The organism is Pseudomonas sp. S06B 330 (assembly GCF_002845275.2).
Classification (GTDB): domain Bacteria; phylum Pseudomonadota; class Gammaproteobacteria; order Pseudomonadales; family Pseudomonadaceae; genus Aquipseudomonas.
This window is the reverse complement of sequence record NZ_CP088149.1, coordinates 3,309,963-3,327,360: the sequence shown is the minus strand read 5'-3', so window position 1 is coordinate 3,327,360 and position 17,398 is coordinate 3,309,963. Positions and strand designations below refer to the sequence as shown.

Annotated in this window: 16 protein-coding genes; 6 read left to right on the top strand and 10 right to left on the bottom strand. The window is 61.5% G+C overall.

Annotated features, from left to right (window positions below; genetic code table 11):
- Nucleotides 1–273: 273 nt before the first annotated feature.
- The gene (locus CX511_RS14760) at nt 274–1,194 is read left to right on the top strand and encodes an aldo/keto reductase (RefSeq protein WP_045185969.1); all 921 of its coding nucleotides are present in this window, start codon (nt 274–276) and stop codon (nt 1,192–1,194) included.
- 11 nt (nt 1,195–1,205) lie between these two features.
- The gene (locus CX511_RS14755; protein WP_045185971.1) at nt 1,206–2,465 is read left to right on the top strand and encodes an NTP/NDP exchange transporter; all 1,260 of its coding nucleotides are present in this window, start codon (nt 1,206–1,208) and stop codon (nt 2,463–2,465) included.
- A gap of 132 nt (nt 2,466–2,597) precedes the next feature.
- Here the strand turns inward: CX511_RS14755 and CX511_RS14750 are convergent, their stop codons facing one another.
- The 3 genes from CX511_RS14750 to CX511_RS14740 all read right to left on the bottom strand — a co-directional run bounded on the left by CX511_RS14750 (nt 2,598) and on the right by CX511_RS14740 (nt 6,270).
- The gene (locus CX511_RS14750; RefSeq protein ID WP_101292269.1) at nt 2,598–3,485 is read right to left on the bottom strand and encodes an amino acid ABC transporter substrate-binding protein; all 888 of its coding nucleotides are present in this window, start codon (nt 3,483–3,485) and stop codon (nt 2,598–2,600) included.
- 14 nt (nt 3,486–3,499) lie between these two features.
- Nucleotides 3,500–4,834, bottom strand: a complete 1,335-nt coding sequence (potE, locus tag CX511_RS14745; protein ID WP_101292270.1) for a putrescine-ornithine antiporter — start codon at nt 4,832–4,834, stop codon at nt 3,500–3,502.
- A gap of 101 nt (nt 4,835–4,935) precedes the next feature.
- On the bottom strand, nt 4,936–6,270 hold the full coding sequence (locus CX511_RS14740; protein ID WP_101292271.1) for a cation:proton antiporter: 1,335 nt from the start codon (nt 6,268–6,270) through the stop codon (nt 4,936–4,938).
- Nucleotides 6,271–6,471: 201 nt separating this feature from the next.
- Here CX511_RS14740 and CX511_RS14735 point away from each other — a divergent pair, with 201 nt between their 5' ends.
- The 3 genes from CX511_RS14735 (at nt 6,472) to CX511_RS14725 (ending at nt 8,112) form a co-directional block, all read left to right on the top strand.
- Nucleotides 6,472–7,185 carry a hypothetical protein gene (locus tag CX511_RS14735; RefSeq protein WP_231353303.1) on the top strand — a complete coding sequence of 238 codons (714 nt, stop codon included), beginning with the start codon at nt 6,472–6,474 and terminating at the stop codon, nt 7,183–7,185.
- Nucleotides 7,186–7,254: 69 nt separating this feature from the next.
- Nucleotides 7,255–7,572 (top strand): DUF2388 domain-containing protein, encoded by a 318-nt coding sequence (locus tag CX511_RS14730; RefSeq protein ID WP_101292273.1) that lies wholly within the window; start codon nt 7,255–7,257, stop codon nt 7,570–7,572.
- A gap of 87 nt (nt 7,573–7,659) precedes the next feature.
- Nucleotides 7,660–8,112 carry a YMGG-like glycine zipper-containing protein gene (locus CX511_RS14725; RefSeq protein ID WP_045185981.1) on the top strand — a complete coding sequence of 151 codons (453 nt, stop codon included), beginning with the start codon at nt 7,660–7,662 and terminating at the stop codon, nt 8,110–8,112.
- Nucleotides 8,113–8,529: 417 nt separating this feature from the next.
- On the opposite strand, the gene CX511_RS14720 is transcribed toward CX511_RS14725, so the two are convergent.
- The 7 genes from CX511_RS14720 to CX511_RS14690 all read right to left on the bottom strand — a co-directional run bounded on the left by CX511_RS14720 (nt 8,530) and on the right by CX511_RS14690 (nt 16,344).
- On the bottom strand, nt 8,530–9,189 hold the full coding sequence (locus CX511_RS14720; protein ID WP_101292274.1) for a TetR/AcrR family transcriptional regulator: 660 nt from the start codon (nt 9,187–9,189) through the stop codon (nt 8,530–8,532).
- Between the two features lie 66 nt (nt 9,190–9,255).
- Nucleotides 9,256–10,080 (bottom strand): SDR family NAD(P)-dependent oxidoreductase, encoded by an 825-nt coding sequence (locus CX511_RS14715; RefSeq protein ID WP_045185984.1) that lies wholly within the window; start codon nt 10,078–10,080, stop codon nt 9,256–9,258.
- Between the two features lie 29 nt (nt 10,081–10,109).
- Nucleotides 10,110–10,526: a MaoC family dehydratase gene (locus CX511_RS14710; protein WP_045185986.1), complete on the bottom strand. Its 417-nt coding sequence runs from the start codon at nt 10,524–10,526 to the stop codon at nt 10,110–10,112.
- A gap of 14 nt (nt 10,527–10,540) precedes the next feature.
- Nucleotides 10,541–10,981 (bottom strand): MaoC family dehydratase N-terminal domain-containing protein, encoded by a 441-nt coding sequence (locus CX511_RS14705; RefSeq protein WP_101292275.1) that lies wholly within the window; start codon nt 10,979–10,981, stop codon nt 10,541–10,543.
- A gap of 28 nt (nt 10,982–11,009) precedes the next feature.
- Entirely contained in the window at nt 11,010–12,194 is a 1,185-nt protein-coding gene (locus CX511_RS14700; protein WP_045185990.1) for a lipid-transfer protein, read from the bottom strand.
- 26 nt (nt 12,195–12,220) lie between these two features.
- Nucleotides 12,221–13,321 (bottom strand): acyl-CoA dehydrogenase family protein, encoded by a 1,101-nt coding sequence (locus tag CX511_RS14695; protein ID WP_231353461.1) that lies wholly within the window; start codon nt 13,319–13,321, stop codon nt 12,221–12,223.
- Between the two features lie 200 nt (nt 13,322–13,521).
- Entirely contained in the window at nt 13,522–16,344 is a 2,823-nt protein-coding gene (locus tag CX511_RS14690; protein ID WP_045185993.1) for a winged helix-turn-helix domain-containing protein, read from the bottom strand.
- A 213-nt stretch (nt 16,345–16,557) separates the two neighbouring features.
- Here CX511_RS14690 and CX511_RS14685 point away from each other — a divergent pair, with 213 nt between their 5' ends.
- Nucleotides 16,558–17,361 carry an enoyl-CoA hydratase/isomerase family protein gene (locus tag CX511_RS14685; RefSeq protein ID WP_045185994.1) on the top strand — a complete coding sequence of 268 codons (804 nt, stop codon included), beginning with the start codon at nt 16,558–16,560 and terminating at the stop codon, nt 17,359–17,361.
- The last annotated feature ends 37 nt before the right edge of the window (nt 17,362–17,398 follow it).

Sequence of the window (17,398 nt, the reverse complement as noted above, 5' to 3'; positions counted from 1 at the left end):
GGCGATCACAGGGGCTATACCTAACGGGCTTGATCCACCCGCACGGAGTGCGCAGATGAAGTCAGTGACGTGTGTGCTTTGTCTGCTGTTAACCGCCCAGCCGCAGTACCAGGGCCGCACTGTCACCTATGGGGGGCAATGCGCTGTGAGAGGAGTGGAGTACAAATGTGCTCTTGGCGGTATTTACACATACAGAAATGATTACCGGGGCGTAAACACCCCCACACGGCTAAGCTTTTCCTCTTGCGCAGTCATTCGCACAGGAGCCTCCTCATGCCCACCCGTCGCGATTTTCTGGCGGCCAGCGCTACCTTGGCGGCCGGTCTCGGTTGTATGAGTGTGTCGGGCAATGCGTTTGCCCAACCTGCCAGCGCCATGCTCAGCCGCAAAATTCCCGCCAGCGGTGAGGCGCTGGCGGTGATAGGCGCGGGTACCTCGGGCAGCTTTGAGGTTGATACCGATACGGCGCAGTTCCAACAGCTCAAACAGGTGCTCAAGGTGTTCTTCGCCGGTGGCGGCCAGGTGATCGATACCTCGCCCAACTATGGCGGCGCCGATGCCGTACTTGGCCAATTGCTGGAGGAGGGGGGCTGGCGCAAGCAGACCTTCCTGGCGACCAAAATCGCCGCTGACAGCCAGGCTGAGGCGCAGGCGCAATGGGCGGGCACCTTGCGCAGCCTGCGCACCGACAAGGTTGAGTTGCTGCAGGTGCACAACTTGCGTGATTGGCAACGCCAGTTGCCCTATGCCCGTGAGCTCAAGGCGCAAGGGCTGACCCGGTATGTCGGGGTGACGCATTACATGGACAGTGGCCTTGACGAACTGGAGCGGATCCTGCGTCAGGAATCACTCGATTTCATCCAGGTTCACTATTCGGTCAACGCACCGGGTTGCGCCCAAACCGTTCTGCCGTTGGCTCAGGACAAGGGCGTGGCAGTCTTGATCAACCGCGCGTTTGACGACGGCCGGCTGTTTGCCAAAGTCAAAGACCAGCCCTTGCCGGGTTGGGCGACGGAGGCGGGTATTGGTAGCTGGGCCCAGCTGTTCCTCAAATTTGCCATCAGTCATCCGGCGGTGACCACCGTAATCCCGGCCACTGGTCGCCCCGATCGCCAGCTTGACCAGCTCAAAGCGGGCAGTGGGCCGTTGTTGACTGCTGCGCAGAGCAAGCAACTGGTTGCGCAGTTCGCCTGAGCGAGTACGCCATGGCCACGGTGGAAAGTAGTCTGTTCAACGTCCGCGAGGGCGAGAGGCCGTTGGTGGTGGCCGGGCTTGCGCTGTTTTTCTTGCTGTTCTGCGGCTACTTCATGTTGCGCCCAGTGCGCGAAACCATGGGCGTAGCGGGTGGTGTGGAAAACCTGCAGTGGTTGTTTACCGGCACCTTCGTGGTGACCTTGATCGCGCTGCCGCTGTTTGGTTGGCTGGCGTCCAAGGTGCAGCGTCGACATATCCTCGCCTGGACCTACGGTTTTCTTGCGAGCAATCTGCTGCTGTTCGCCGGGGTGTTTGCGCTGCAGCCCGACAACCTGTGGAGCGCCCGAGCTTTCTATATCTGGTTGTCGATGTTCAACCTGCTGACCATTTCTCTCGCCTGGAGCGTGCTGGCCGATGTGCTGTCGAGTGAGCAGGCCAAGCGTCTGTTTGGTTTGCTGGCAGGCGGTGCGAGCCTTGGTGGCCTGGTCGGGCCGTTGCTGGGCACTCTGCTGGTCGGGGTGGTTGGTCACGCTGGCTTGGTGCTGCTGGCCACTGCCTGCCTGTTGGGCAGTATCGTTGCCGCCGGTTACCTGCAGCGTTTTCGCGATCGTCATCCGTTACCGGCAGACATCGAACTGCCACGTTCAAGGCCGCTGGGCGGGAATCCCTTTGCCGGTGCCAGTGAGGTGTTTGGTTCGCCGTACTTGCTCGGGATTGCATTGTTTGTGGTGCTGTTGGCGAGTGTCAGTACGTTTTTGTACTTCGAGCAGGCACGCTTGGTTGCCGCGCATTTTTCCAGTCGTACCCAGCAGACGCAGGTGTTTGGCTTGATCGACAGCCTGGTGCAGTTGTTGTCGATCCTCACGCAGGTGTTTGTCACCGGGCACCTGGCGCGCAAGCTTGGAGTTGGTGTGCTGTTGGTGGCGGTGCCATTGGTGATGGTGCTGGGCTTTCTCTGGCTGGCGTTGGCGCCGCTGTTTGCGGTGTTTGTGCTGGTGATGGTGGTGCGCCGGGTAGGGGAGTATGCATTGGTGCGGCCCGGGCGGGAGATGCTCTATACGGTGGTGCTGCCGGAGCAGAAGTATAAGGCCAAGAACTTTACCGATACGGTGGTTTATCGGGGTGGGGATGCGTTGAGTGGCTGGGTCAAACGGGGGCTGGATGTGTTGGGCGATCATCCGGCGTTGGCGATGGTGATTGGCGCTGGGATCGCTTTGGTCTGGGCGGCCACCGGGGCTTGGTTGGGGCGTCAGCAGCGGCGACTTGAGTGAGTAGCCGCTGCCGCGGGGCCGCGATCGGGGGTGAAACGGCCGCAACCTGGCCACCGCGATTCGCCAGGCCCAACGAGGTGAGCGCATTGCGGCTGCGCGGCAGTCGAGCGCAGCCTCGCGCCTCGGCAGCGGCTACAATGGCACCGCATACAACTTGAACAGGCGCCTGATTCCCTCAGTCGTCCCGCCCAGGTAAGCGCCGTAAGCCTGCTCAATCTCCCCCGAGCGGTACATCGCACTGATCACCGTGTCGACCAGCAAGCGAAAATCCTCATCCTCGCGGGGTAAAACCATCGACACCGGCGCATTCTCATAGATACGGTCTAGCAGCTGTAATGATGAATCGCCCTTGGGCCCAGCGAGCAGATTCTTCAGCAACATACGCTCAGAGAAGAACGCATCCGCCCGACCTTGAGCGACAGCCGCAAGCCCGGCAGCATTGTCTTCGACCGTCAGCACGGTCGCGATCACCCCCAGCGTTCGCAGTTGCTGGCGAACCCACTGTTCGGTCACGCCCCCTGAGACCACCGCAAACGTCTGATTGGCCAACCCACGATTGAGCGTGGCGCGCCAGGTCGGCCCGCTGTGCGCTTGCTTGCCGTTGAGCACATTGAGCAAGGCCGGCGCCGCGTCCTCACGCACCACGGCAGCCACTCCGGCGGTGTACACCGGCACCGAAAAACTTACCTGCTTGCGCCGCTCAAGACTGGCTACCGTGGGCGTGCAGAGCATATCGACCTGGCCACCGCTGACCGCACTGATCTCATCCGCCAATTTTACCGGCACGTAGCGCACCTGCAGGGTCGGCAGGTTCAATGTCGCTTTTACCTGTTCAGCGATCTTTTGGCACACCTCAATGGCGTACCCCTGGGCCTGGTCACCACGTTGCGCGCTGAACGGTGCGAAGTCCGGCAGGTAACCCAGGGTGAAGGTGTTGCTGGTGCGAACCCGCTCAAGCGTATCGCCGTGAGCCAACAGCGGTAGCAGGCCGAACACACAGGCAAGCAGGGTGTTGTTCATACCCCAACCCCCGTTCAAGGCAGTTCGGCGCGTTCAACCGCCGCCTGCTGGATGATGAAACGTTTGGCCAAAAAGCCATAGAGCAGGTACCCGAAGGCCAGCACCAAAGCCCCACCGAGCACCGCCTCCATGCCACAGGCATAGAGGGCATACAACGAATAGCCGACCGCCACCAGCAGCACCAGGGTATTGCGGCTATACACCGCCGCGCTTACCCGTGCCTTGTACATGATGGCCAACAGGCCGGTGAGGGCGGTCACGTAGGGGATCAAGTTGGTCACCGCCGCCAGGCTTACCAGCTTGCCGAACTGGGCGCTGGCATTGGGCGAGACGGTCGACAGGGCCATGACCGTTTGCAACGCACCGCACACCAGCATGCCGATAATTGGCGCATTTCTGCTGCTGAGTTTGGAGAAAAGTGCCGGAAACATGCCTTGATCAGCAGTCATTTTCGCCGTTTGCGCCAGGGTGAACTGCCAGCCCAGCAGAGAGCCGATGCACGCCATCACCGCCAGTACCATGATGATGTTGCCAATCACCGGGTTGAACATTTTCGCGTAGACCAAGGCAAAGGGCGCAGAGGCATTGGCCAGTTCCAGATTGGGTACGATACCTTGGATCACGGTGGTCGACAGTACATAGACCACCGCCGCGCCGAGGGTACCGAACAGGCACGCCAGGGGCACGTTGCGTTGTGGGTTTTCCACTGCATCGGACGCCTGGGCGGCCGACTCCATGCCCAGGAACGCCCAGAGTGTCAGGGGTATGGTTTTACCGATGGCTTCCCAGATCGGCAATTGGTTTGGATTCCAGGCCTGGGCGAACACCTCTTTTTCGAACCAGAACCAGCCGATTATGCTCAAGCCGGCAACGGGGATGATGACTCCCCACACCGTAATCGCGCCGATCCTGCCGGTAATGTTCGGCCCGCCGAAGTTGGCCACGATGGTCAGCCAGATCAACCCGGCGGTGCCGATGAACAGCGCCATGGCGCCGCTACCCAGCCAGGGAAAGAACGCAGTCATGTAACCCACGGCGGAGATCGCCACGGCGACATTGGCAATTGCCAGCGACAAAAAGTACAGGTACGAGCAAAGAAAGAATCCCGACTTGGCATGCGCTTCCTCGGTATAGGCCGACAATCCGCCCGGGCGGGTACAGAGCACGCCGCACTGGGTGAAACTGTAGGCAATGGCCATTGAGCCAACCGCTGTCACCCCCCACGACAGCAACGACACCGCACCTAACTGCGCCATGCTGGTGGGCAGCATGATGATGCCTGAGCCCATCATATTGACCGTCACCAAGGTGGTGAGCCCGATCAGGCCCATTTTTTTCGACTCAGCCATACCTGACCCCGATGCATTGATGTTCGGCTTATTGGGTATAGGCCATCTGGGCGCGCTTGCAGCGCTGGCGTGAAGGAAAAATTGGGATGTTCGGTGCGAGGTCAGGGGGCACTTTCGTAGCGCGCCAGCAGCGGTTGGGTGCTCACCCCATGAAGGACAATGCTCAATGCCACCACTGATAAGGTCAAATTGATACAGGTGGTTGCCAGCGTCGGGCTCAAGCCGTGGTTGAGGCAATAGAACACGTAATAGAGGCTGCCGATCCCGCGAATGCCGAACCAGCCGGCCAGCAAGCGTTGTTGTCGGTCTAGCAGGGTGCCCCAGGGAATCAGCAGGGTGCCCAACGGACGTATCAACAGGAACAGTACCAGCCCAACGCCCAAGGCGCGCCAATCCCAATGACTGGCGAGGGCGACACCGAGCAAGGTCACCAGGAATACTTCCAGGGAGCGTTCGACCAAGCTGCCGAAGGCGAGCATGTCACCCATCATCACCCCGGCGGCGACCTGTTTGCCTTGCAGCTGACGGGTGTCGCCGTGTACCGCCTGGTCGGGTTCGAGCTGATGATGGCCAATCAGCGGCTGTACCAGGTGTTCGGCCGGCACTGTGGCATGCTCGCTGGAGCTCATCTCGGTGCGGCGCAGGCCGAGCCCAGCGGCAAACACGGCAAGAAAGCCGTAGGCCTGAATCAGCTCCGCACCGACATAGGCCAGGGCAATCAGGGCCAGCGCCAGGTAATCGTTGGGCGACAACGTGCTGTCATCATTACGAATGCGCAGCGCCAGGCTCAGGCGGCCGACGCCTTGACCCATGGCGTAACCGAGCGCCAGACCTGCCAGCACCGCCCAGAGCAAATCATGCCCGGCCCAATGCAACAGGGCACTGGCACCGGGTTGTGCCTGGGCAATCAACAGCAGACCGAGCAATACAAAGGGGAAAGCCACACCATCGTTGAGCCCCGCCTCACCGGACAGGCCAAAGCGCAGGGCATCCTGATCCGTGGCATCACTGACTTGCACCAGCGAGGCCAGTACCGGGTCGGTGGGGGCGAGTATGGCCGCAATCAATAGCGATAAACCCCAGGAAAACTGTAGCCACAGGTGCAGCACCAGACTCAAGCCGGCAATGCTCAGGAGCATCAACGGCCCGGCCAGACCCAGCACCACGCGCCACATACGCCGACTGAAACGCAGGCGCAGCTTAAGGCCGCTGACAAACAGCGAGAACAGCAGGGCGACTTCGGTCAGGTGCTCCATCCAGGGTGCTGCATCCGTAAGGTTCAGTTGCAGCAGACCCAAGCCAACCGGGCCTATAGCCACACCTAGAACCAAACAAACCGCCGAGGTCGTCACCGGCAACCAGCGCAGGTACGAGGAGGTCAGGGCCAGGGTCAGCAGCACCGTGCCCAGCACCGCCACCCAGACAATGAAGTTCATGGCGCCACCTGATTGCCCGCACAACGCGTGCGGCCCTGTACATTCGAACGGTGCCGCGGGCGGGGGTTCCCGCCGCAATAATGAGGCACTTTTCAGCAATTCGCGGCTCTATGTAGGGCCAGACCGTGCTGACTCCCGGCGCGGCCCGTACTTCCAGACCCGGTGCCGATGGTTCAATGCTCACTTGTTCGCTCACTGCGCATGCGATGCCAGCCATGGCTGGCTGGCGTGTTGATCCTGTGTACCAGCGCGTGCAGTCAGCAGCAGGGCCGTGACATCGCCACGCAATTGAGCCAGGGCAACCCGCAGGAACTGTTTCAGACCAGCGTTGACCGCATGGCCACCCTGGCAATGCGCGACAACCTGCGCAGCTTGTACCTACTGATGAGCAAACTGTACCAGCGCAACCCCAATCAATGGCGTCAATCAGGGTTTGTCGATCCGGCAACCGCCGAGCGCCAGATCCGCCAGGCCATTGAACAGCGCCTGCCGTTGCCGCAGTTGGGCGAGCGCCGCGACCTGGCAGCGCTGAGTTATGCCTTGAGCCCGACGTTTCGTGGCGACCGGGTCGGGGCGTTCATCTATGCCATCGGGAGCATGTTGGTCACCGCCCATGGCGGTCGTACCGAATTTTTTATGACCGATACCCTCAATCCGCAGTTTGTCAGCAACGCGGCACGCAACATTGAAAAGGCCACCTGGATGCTCAGTCAGCGCCAGGATGACAATGGCGTACTGCTGTTGTTTTCCAATGAAATATCGCAAGAGGGCACAAACCTCAGTTTTGCCGTCGAGTTCGGCAAGATCGTTTCACGCCTGGACCTGCTGGCACAGATGCTCGATGAACGATACCGGCGCATTGGTTTGAACTACGCGCAAAGCCTGTTGCTGATGAATTTTCTACCGGTGCAATAGTCCGGGGAACTTGGTTAACACTAGGAGTATCCTATTTGACGTAGGTACTCTATTTCCGGAGGCACCATCATGCGTCGTTTACTGATCGCTTCTTCGCTTGTTCTCTGCCTGCCCTTCGGCGCAGCCCTGGCTGATGTCGACGCTGGTGATGTCGCTACGTCGGCGGGGGTATCGGCTTCGCTGTACTCCACCTTCAAGGATGACAAACGGGTGATTCCAGCCCGTGATGATGCCTCCTCGTTCATCGCCAGTGGTGGTGCGATTCGTGGCGTCTACCTGGAGTCGATGATTCAGCGCGTTCGTCAGCAAAACCCCGGTTTGCAAGCCAGCGATGAAGATATTGCCCGGGCGATCCTGACCCAGGATGAGCTGGGCAGTGAACGTTGAATACTGCGTGTGCCTATCTGGCCATAGGATCTACACTGAGTCAGGTTGCTTCGCTTTCCGAAGCAGGCACAGGATCCGGAGGTCATCATGTTCAGGTTGTCGTCGGTAGGTCTATGCGTGGCATTGGCGTTGTGCAATGCCCAGGCAAACGCCGAAACCGTGGTGCCGCTGAACGGCCAGAGTTCCCAGCAAGTGCAGTTGGACATGAATGAGTGCCACAGCATCGCCAACAGCGCCTCGAGTAGCACCTCGACGCCAAGCGGCGGACGCATCAAAGGCGCTGCTGTGGGGGCTGCTGCCGGTGCTGTGGGGGCGGGAGTGCGGGAAAATCAGCATGATGAGATCTCTGATCGCGTCGATGATGATGTGAAACAGGATTATCGGCAAAACCGTGCCAAGGAAACCGCCGCTGTCGGTGTGGTGGTCGGTGGTGCCCATCAACGCCAGGATCGGCGCGAACAGCGCAGGACCAGTGAGTCGACCAGTGCCTCGGCCTATACCAGTTGCTTGCAAGGCAAGGGGTATCAGGTAACGCCTTGAGTTCCGGTAGTAAATGGATGTTGGGGCGTGAGCTTATCCAGTCGATGTGGTGAGGCTACCGGCCCCTTCCGCCTTTACGGCGGCCTACTTTTTTTTTGGAAAAAGTAGGCAAAACCGCTTGCTCCTGCATACGGCCTCCTGAAGTCGCAGATTGCGGCGCCTGAACCTGCGCGTACAAAGATCAAAAGCAAGATCAACAGAGCGAGGCGTTGCGCTCGCTTTTGTGGGCGCTGGTCTTGCCAGCGATGCAGACACCGCACAGCAACTGACACCGCGTCGATACCATCGCTGGCATGACCGGCTCCCACAATGGGCCGACCGCGTCGCCACATCGACTGGATAATCTCGCGCTCCAAGCACCTCAGCACCAAAACCATCTACCCCCGATGATGCTGTCGTTGACCTCGAACAACGGGCTCAGGACACTTGCACGAGCGGCTTGAGCATGGCGTTTGGGGTGTGGCGACGGCTGATGGTGCGGGCTGCAGGTCGCCCCTGGAAAGCGCTGGGCGCGGCGCCCAACATTTTCAGCACCAGCGCCGAGTAATGACTGATGACTTCATCAATGCACCAGCGGCCATCGTCCTGGTACCAGATGCAGGCATGGGTGAGCAGGTTGGACAGGGTACGGGCCATCAGTTTGGGCTCAGCGCAACGGAGGCATCCTTCCTTAACGCCCTGTTCGAGCACCGCCTGTAAGCTGTTCAGGTACAACCGCTGGGCATGACGGACCTTCACCTGCGCCTCGGCGTGCAAGCTTCTGAACTCCAGGTTGCCAAGTATGGCCTGGTCCTGATGCTCAAGGTGAAAGCGCACATGGCCCGCGATAAAGGTGAGCAGTTGCACATCCGCACGCGCGGCGGCAGGGCGGCGGCGTTGCCACTGCAGCGAAAGCCCCTCGAGGTACTCCATGACCAGCGCCAGCAGCAACTCGTCTTTGTTCTGGAAGTACAGGTACAGGGTAGAGGTGGTGACCTGGGCGTGCGCCGCCAGTTGACGAAGGCTCATGGCTTCAAAACCGTTGCGCGAGATCAGTTTGATTGCGGCCAGGCGAATGTGGTTTTCAGTCGTGTACATGGGAGATCCTGCCCTCAGCAAGCGCGGGCACGGCAGCCACGCCCGTCGGCGTGGCTGCCGGCGCACTTATTGCAGATTGCCGGCGACCGCGATGGTCTGCGCGGTGATGTAGTTCGACTCCGGTGAGCAGAACAGGTACACCGCGTCGGCGGCTTCCTTCACCGTGCCTGGGCGGCCCAGAGGGTTGCGCTGGGCAAACGACTTGGCCGCCTCCGGGCTGATCCCGACGCGAATGTCTCGACCTTCGATGTTCACCGTGGCACCGGCGTGGGCATCGGCACAGGTCATGCGGGTTTCGATGAACCCAAAGGCCACGGCGTTGACGTTGACCTTGAAGCGCCCCCACTCGCGCGCCAGTGCCCGGGTCATGCCGATCACGCCGGCTTTGGCCGAGGAGTAGTTCATCTGCCCGGCATTGCCATTGAGCGCTGAAACCGAAGAGATGTTGACGACTTTGCGGAACACTTCCCGCTCCTGCGCGGCATCGGCCAGCGCCTGTGCCTTGATCACCGGGTAGGCCGCGCGCAGGATGCGGAAGGGGGCGGTCATGTGGCAATCGACAATGGCGTACCACTGCTCGTCGCTCATCTTTTGAATAACGTCGTCCCAGGTGTAGCCCGCGTTGTTGACGATGATGTCGATGCTATTGAAGTGGTCCATCGCCGTCTTGATGTAGCGGTCGGCGAAGTCCGGGGCGCTGACATTGCCGTGGCACACGGCGGCCTGGCCACCCATCTTGCGGATCAGCTCGGCGGTTTCCTGTGCAGGATCTAGGTCCAGGTCGTTGATCACCACGCGGGCGCCTTCGCTGGCCAGTTTCAGTGCAATCTGCTGGCCGATACCGCGCCCGGAACCGGTGACCAGCGCGACTTTACCTTCAAGTTTTGCCATGGGTGAAGCTCCTCGATTATCAATGGTGTTTACAGAGCGATGACGGCGTCGCCGACAATCTTGATTTCGCCGTACTGGTTGCTGGTGCGGATCTCGACCTTGAGGCGTTGTTCGCCCTCGGCCTCGAAGCGCTCGACCACGGTGGCGCTGCAGGTGATCTGGTGGCCCAGGTGGGTAATGCCGAGAAAGCGCACGCCGAACGCGCGCAGTTGGCGTTGGTCGACCCATTGCGTCAGCAGGCGACCGAGGTAGGCCATCGACAGCATGCCGTGCGCGAACACGTCAGCCATGCCAGCCTTGCGCGCGTAATCGGTGTCGATATGAATGGCGTTGTGATCCCCCGAAGCACCGGCGAACAGTGCCAGTGTGGTGCGGTTGATGGCGGCCAGAGTCAGGGGCGGCAGGGTGTCGCCGACGTTCAGCTGTTGCAGGTGTGTGGTGTTCATCAGTGTTCTCCGCTTCAGCTGTTGCGCTGCACGAGTACGCTGCGCAGGTCGGCAACGTGCTCACCGTGCTGGTTGGTCACGCGGGTTTCGCGCACCACGAATTCCAGGGCACCGTCTTTCTTGTCGTAGATGTCGGCGATGCGCACCGCAAAACGCAGGGTGTCGCCGGCATAGGCCATGCGGTGATAACGGAACGACTCCTCTCCGTGCAGGATGCGCGCGGTGACGATGCCCAACTCTTCACGCCAGGCATTGGACGGGATCTGGAACTCCAGCGAGAACAGAAAGGTCGGCGCAAGCGGCAGGCCAGGGTGACCGGCATCACGGGCGGCCTGTTCATCGAAGTAGATCGGGTTGGTTTCACCGGTGGCCTTGGCGAAAAACCGCAGTTGGCCGGCTTCGGCGGTGACGAGAAAGGCCGGCAACTCGCGGCCGATGTGTTTTTTGTCGATCATGTGAAGGTTCCTTGAGGGGCTGGCCGTATCAGTTCTTCTGGTACACGGTCACCACGCAGGCGCCGCCCAGGCCGAGGTTGTGCTGCACCGCGATACGCGCGTCCTGGACCTGACGCTGCTCGGCGCTACCGCGCAGTTGATGCGTCAACTCGTAGCACTGGGCCAGACCCGTGGCGCCCAGGGGGTGACCTTTGGAGAGCAGGCCGCCAGACGGGTTGGTGACCCAGCGACCGCCATAGGTGTTGTCACCCTCGTTAACCAGTTGCTCGCCTGCGCCTTCGGCGCACAGCCCCAGGCCTTCATAGGTCAGCAGCTCGTTCTGGGCAAAGCAGTCGTGCAACTCGATGACGTCGATGTCTTGCGGACCGATGCCGGCCTGGTTGTAAGCGATGTCGGCCGCCATGCGGGTCATGTCGAAGCCGACCACGCGAATCATGTCGTGGGCGTCGTATGTGCTGGGCAGGTCGGTGGTCAGCGCTTGCCCGGCAATCAGCACATCGGTGCGCATACCGTGTTTTTTCGCAAAGCTTTCCGAGACCACAATGGCGGCAGCGGCGCCGCAGGTGGGCGGGCAGGCCATCAGCCGGGTCAATACCCCTTCCCAGAGCATGGGGGCGGCCAGTACGTCTTCAGTGCTGACCACATTGCGAAACACCGCCAGTGGGTTGCGTGCCGCGTGTTGACTGGCCTTGGCGCGAATCTTGGCAAAGGTGGCCAGTTGCGTGCCGTATTTTTGCATGTGCGCGTGACCGGCACCGGCGAACTGGCGGATGGCGGTGGGCAGGTCCGGCATGCCCACCAGTTCATTGGTCAGTTTCAATGCCCGCTCGGTGGCCGGGGCGCGATCGGTCCAGGCTGATTTCAGCGCGCCGGGGTTCATCTGCTCAAAGCCGAACGCCAAGGCGCAGTCGACCGCGCCGCTCTGCACCGCCTGGCGGGCCAGGAACAACGCGCTGGAGCCGGTGGCACAGTTGTTGTTGACGTTGATCAGCGGGATACCGCTCATGCCTACGCGGTACAGGGCTTTCTGCCCGCAGGTGGAGTCGCCGTAGACATACCCGGCATAGGCCTGCTGGATGTGACTGAAATCCACGCCGCAATCGGCCAGGGCCTGGCGAATCGCCTGTTCACCCATGACATCGTAGGGTTCATTGGTGCCAGGCTTTTTGAACTGAATCATGCCCACGCCAGCCACGAATACCTTGCTGCTCATCGTATTTTCCTTGTTGTTTTGTAGGGTCAGAGCTTGCGCGCGATCAGTTCGCGCATGACTTCACTGGTGCCGCCATAAATACGGTTGACGCGCATGTCGACAAAGGCGCGGGCGATCGGGTACTCGAGCATGTAGCCATAGCCACCGTGCAACTGGACCATGTCGTCGATGCAGCGCGAGAGGGTTTCGGTGGTGTGCAGCTTGGCAATCGCCGCTTCTTCGAGGGTCAGGCGCCGACGCATGTGCTCGCTCAGGTAGTAATCGACCATTACCCGCAGCGCGGTGGCCTGGGCCTTGATATCGACGAGCTTGAACTTGGTGTTCTGAAAGTCCCAGACGCTCTGGTTGAACGCCTTGCGTTCCTTAACGTAATCCAGGGTCTGCTCCAACAGGCGTTCCAGCTTGGCCGCAGCAGACACTGCGATGGAGAAGCGCTCCTGGGGCAATTCGGCCATCAGGTAACTGAAACCCAGGCCTTCTTCGCCCAGGCGGTTGGCTACGGGCACTCGCACGTTGTCGAAATACAGCTCGGCGGTGTCCTGCGCGTGCTGGCCGACCTTGTCCAGTTTGCGCCCGCGGACAAAGCCCGGGCGGTTGGCTTCCACCGCGATCAGGCTGATGCCCTTGGCGCCGGCATTCGGATCGGTCTTGCACACGACGATCACCAGGTCCGCCGTCAGGCCGTTGCTGATGAAGGTCTTGCTGCCGTTGATCACATACTCGTCGCCTTCGCGCACGGCGGTGGTACGCACGGCCTTGAGGTCGGAGCCGGTACCAGGTTCAGTCATGGCGATGGCCAGGATGATTTCGCCGGCGCAGACCGCTGGCAGCCATCGGCGCTTTTGTTCTTCGCTGCCGCAACGGTTGATGTACGGGGCGATGACGTCGGAGTGCATGCCGAAGTAAGGGCCGCTGATACCGCAGCGGGCGAACTCTTCGTTGAACACCGCGCAGTGGCCGAAATCACCGCCACCACCGCCGTATTCGGTGGGCAAGCTGATACCCAGCAAGCCCTCACGACCGGCCTTGAGCCAGGTTTCGCGGTCAACCTGGCCAGCGTTGTCCCACGCCGCCTGCCGTGGCAGGCATTCACGTTCGAAAAAACGGCGCACGGTAGTGCGGAACATTTCATGGTCGTCACGCAGGACGGTTCGGGCAATCTGCACGCAAGTCTCCTCAAGGATGGCCGGCCGCGTGGGCCAAGCGCTTACGCACGGCGCGCAGTGCGCCTGTGGCTTGAGGATTACGATAGGCTGCGGTCGTTGGCCGAACGCCACCCGAGGCGGGTGGCGAGGTCAAAAACACGCGGTGGAGGAGGGTGTTTAACTCAGCGGACGTCGCTGTTGGGGGATTCAAGATCACGCATGCGCGCAACGGCTTCATCGCGGCTGCTGACACCCAGCTTGCTGTAGATATGGCTCAGGTGCCATTTCACGGTTTCGGGTGACAGCCCCAGCGCCCGGGCGATTTTCTTGTTCGGCAGGGCTTGGGCGAGCAGGCGCAATACTTCGATTTCACGCTCGCTCAACGGTTCGATTGCGGTTGCACTGGGCTTGCGCGGTGCGGCGACTGTCGGTTTGCCGGTTGCCATTTCAGGCACCGCCGCCTGCGCCGCTTGCAGCCGTTCGACATAGAAGGCCAGCACAGGGTCCAAGTCTTCCCGGCTGGCGACTGCGCTGATCAGCGCCAGTCCATCGGGATGGGCATCCAGCAGGCTGCGCAGCAAGCCGAAGCGTTGCCCGCGGCGTAGCGCCTCCATGACCTTGTCACGTGCCCGGTCCTGATTGCCGCGCTCGGCTTCGACCACCGCGCTCAGCACCAGCAAGCGCACGGTACCCAGCTGCCGACGGTGCTGTTCACAGGTCGCAATCAGTTGCTCCAGGCGCTCGCAGGCGCCGTCCAGGTCGCCCTGATCAAGCTGCCAGCGCACCCGGGCGTTCTCGGTGAGGATGTGAATTTCCTTGAGCGCGCTGTGTCCGGCATCCGGGTGGCGGGCATCGATCGCTTCCAGGCGCGTCAGTTTGGCGCGTGCGGCTTGCGGTTCGCCCAGCAGCAGAAACCAGCGTACCTGCCAGGTCAGGCAATAGGCCTGCAAACGATCCAGGCCCAGCTTGACCGCGTATTCATCCAGTCGCTCGACAAAGGCGAAGGCCTCTTGGTGGTTGCCCGCCAGCCATTGCACATTCCACAGCACCTGGAGCACGCGCAGCACTGAGTCGGGAATCGAGATCCGTTCGAGGATGTCGATCCAGCCGGACAGCAGTTTGAAAGCGGCATCGACCTCATTGGTTTCGTAGAGCACCTCACCGAGCAGGGCCGCAGACAAGTACGTGGCGTCGGCACCGGCCTTGCCGCAGTGGCCGGCATCATCCAGTACATCGCGATAGACCCGTTCAGCCTGCGTCATCTGGCCCTCAAGGGCCAGGCTCAGGCCAATCATGCAGCGCCCTTGCAGGCTGCCGGCGCTGGTGCCGAGAAAGGGTTCGCCGTTGATCAGCAGTGCAGGGCGGTCAAGCTGGACCTGGCGGGCTTTTTCGTAGTCGCCGCGGTGCATGTAGAGCCAGGACAGGATGTTGGCGCAGGAGCCGATGGCCACGCTGTCACTGCCAGGCGGTGGGTTGAGCAACTGTGGCACTACCGTCATCGCGGCATCGGTGTCATCGCGTTGCAGTGCCAGAGAGGCACGTAGCAGCGCCAACATGAAGCGATCGTGCACATCGTGCTCGGGAACCTCGCGAAACAAGTGCTCCAGGCTTTCGGCGCAGGCGGCAAAGTCGCGGGCATAGAGTTGCATGCGCGTCTTGATCAGGCGCAGCTTCACCCGGGACTGCACCTGGTCTGCCGGCAACAGGCGCACCAGCTCGATCAACATGCGCAGGTCACCATGGGCATACAGGGTCTGCGCGTGGTGCTCCACCAGTACGGCGGCGGCCGCAGGGTCGCCGCCCATGACCGCATGGTGAACCGCTTCGTCCAGATGGTTATGGTCGCGGAACCAGGCCCAGGCCCGCACATGGACGGCCTGTTGTTCAGCGCTGCTGCGCGAATCGAAGTACTTGAGCAGGGTTTCGCGCAGCAACGGGTGCAGGCGATACCAGGTTTCCCGCCCGGCACTGTCCACCGGGATCAGGAACAGGTTGTCGCGCTCCAGCCGTGCCAGCAGCGCATTGGCCGCGCTGACTGCTTCGGGGTGACCACTCAGGGCTGCGCAAAGCGAGGCACAAAAGCGGTTGCAGACTGCCATGAGCAACAACAAATCAAGGTCGGTGGGTGACAGGTGGGACAACACTTCGACTTCAAAAAAGCGCGCAAACGCCTGGTTGTCGCGCACCTGCGTGTGCAGCGGTTCGGTTGCCGTCGCTGTGGCCGGACGATTTTTTTTGCGGCTCACGGCCAGCAGTTGCAAGCCCGCCACCCAGCCATCGGTCAATTCGTGCATCAGCTTGGCATCGCGGGCATCGATCTGGCCCAGCTGCGCCTTGAGAAACTGTTCGGATTCCGCCGCAGTGAAGCGCAGATCGCGCAGGTTCAACGTTTGCACCTGGTCCTGGCTGCGTAGCCGCGCCAGCGACAACGGCACAGCGCTGCGCGACACCACGACCAGGTGCAGGTTGGCCGGCGCGTAATCGATCAACCATTGCAGCGCCTGGTGAATGCCCACGTCGGTCAGGTGGTGCAGGTCATCGAGTACCAGCACCAGTTCGCCACCGCGACGGGCAATGCTGCGCACCAGGGTAATCACCGTGCGCTCTACGGCTTCACTGTCGATGCCGCGACCTTCCAGTTGCGTGGCCTCGTGCACCAGGCTCGGGTCGACGTAACCCAGGCTCGCCAGCAGATAGTCGAGAAAGCGAGTCAGCTCATTGTCGTCGGCAGACAGGGTCAGCCAGGCCACGTCGAACCCCAGGGGCAACAGGGCCTGGCGCCAGGCGATCAAGGTCGACGTCTTGCCGCAACCGGCCGGCCCCTGCAGCACGATGCAGCGCTGGCGCCGTGCCTTGAGCATCTGCTCCTGCAGGCGCTCGCGGGAAATCAGGCGCCCGGTGCTGCGTGGCGGGATCAGCTTGGTACTGACGATTGGCGACTGTGTCAGATTCAGGACCTGGCTGGCGAGGCTATCCGCTGCAGCGGACTTGCGGTGTTTGTCCATGGGCTTCCCGCTTCATTTTTGTTTTAAGCATGCACTGAATCTAGCTGAATGTAACCCAGCGCTAGAAGCCCTGGCTTATCGGGCTGGCAATCGCCACCCGATGCGGGTGGTGGGGGCGAGCCTTGCGGTTGTTCTACTGCATGACAGAACAACCGGGGTGCTGCCTGACCCGTACAACAACACGAACACCATGCACCGCAGCAGGAGCTAGCCATGGCGATACAGTTCAAGATCATCGAGCACGTGGCACTCATCACCCTCGATGGGCAACCCTCGACCAATACCCTGAGTGTCAGCGAGCTGATGCACCTGCGCAAGACGCTAAGCGCCTGCCAGGACGATGAGCAGGTGCGGGTCATCGTGGTTACTGGTGCGGGAGGGCGCGCGTTTTGTTCGGGCGTCAACCTGAATGCCTCGTTGCGAACCGTGCCCGGCTATGTGGGGGCCGCGCTGAAAAGCCGTGAGGCCGAAGCTGAGGAGGGGGGGTATGGCCGGCTATTGGACCTGACCGACCTGGAAATCTGGAAGCCGATCATCGCGGCAATCAACGGCGCCTGTCTGGGTGGCGGCTTTGAGCTGGCGCTGCAGTGTGACCTGCGGCTTGCCGCCAGCGAGGCCAGCTTCGGTTTGCCCGAAGTAGGCACGGCGAGCATTCCGGCCGCCGGTGGCGTGCAGTACCTGCTGCGCGCCATTCCCGCTGCCCACGCCATGAAAATCGCCCTTACCGGTGAACCTGTCGACGCCCAGGAGGCGTTACGTATTGGTTTGATCAGCGACCTGGTGCCGCACGAGCAACTACTGCCGGCAGCCTTGGGCCTGGCGCAGCGCATAGCCGTCAATGGACCGCTGGCCGTGCAGGCGATCAAGCGCCTGGCGCTGCAGACCGGCCACCTCACCGCACGCGAATTCGCCACCCAGACCCACCTGCACTGGGGCTTGCTGCGCGACAGCCAGGACCAGGCCGAAAGCCGTCTGGCCCAGGCTGAACAACGCGCCCCGCGATACACCGGGGCGTGACCTGGCAGCCCCGTAATACCGCTGTTCTTGCCTGACA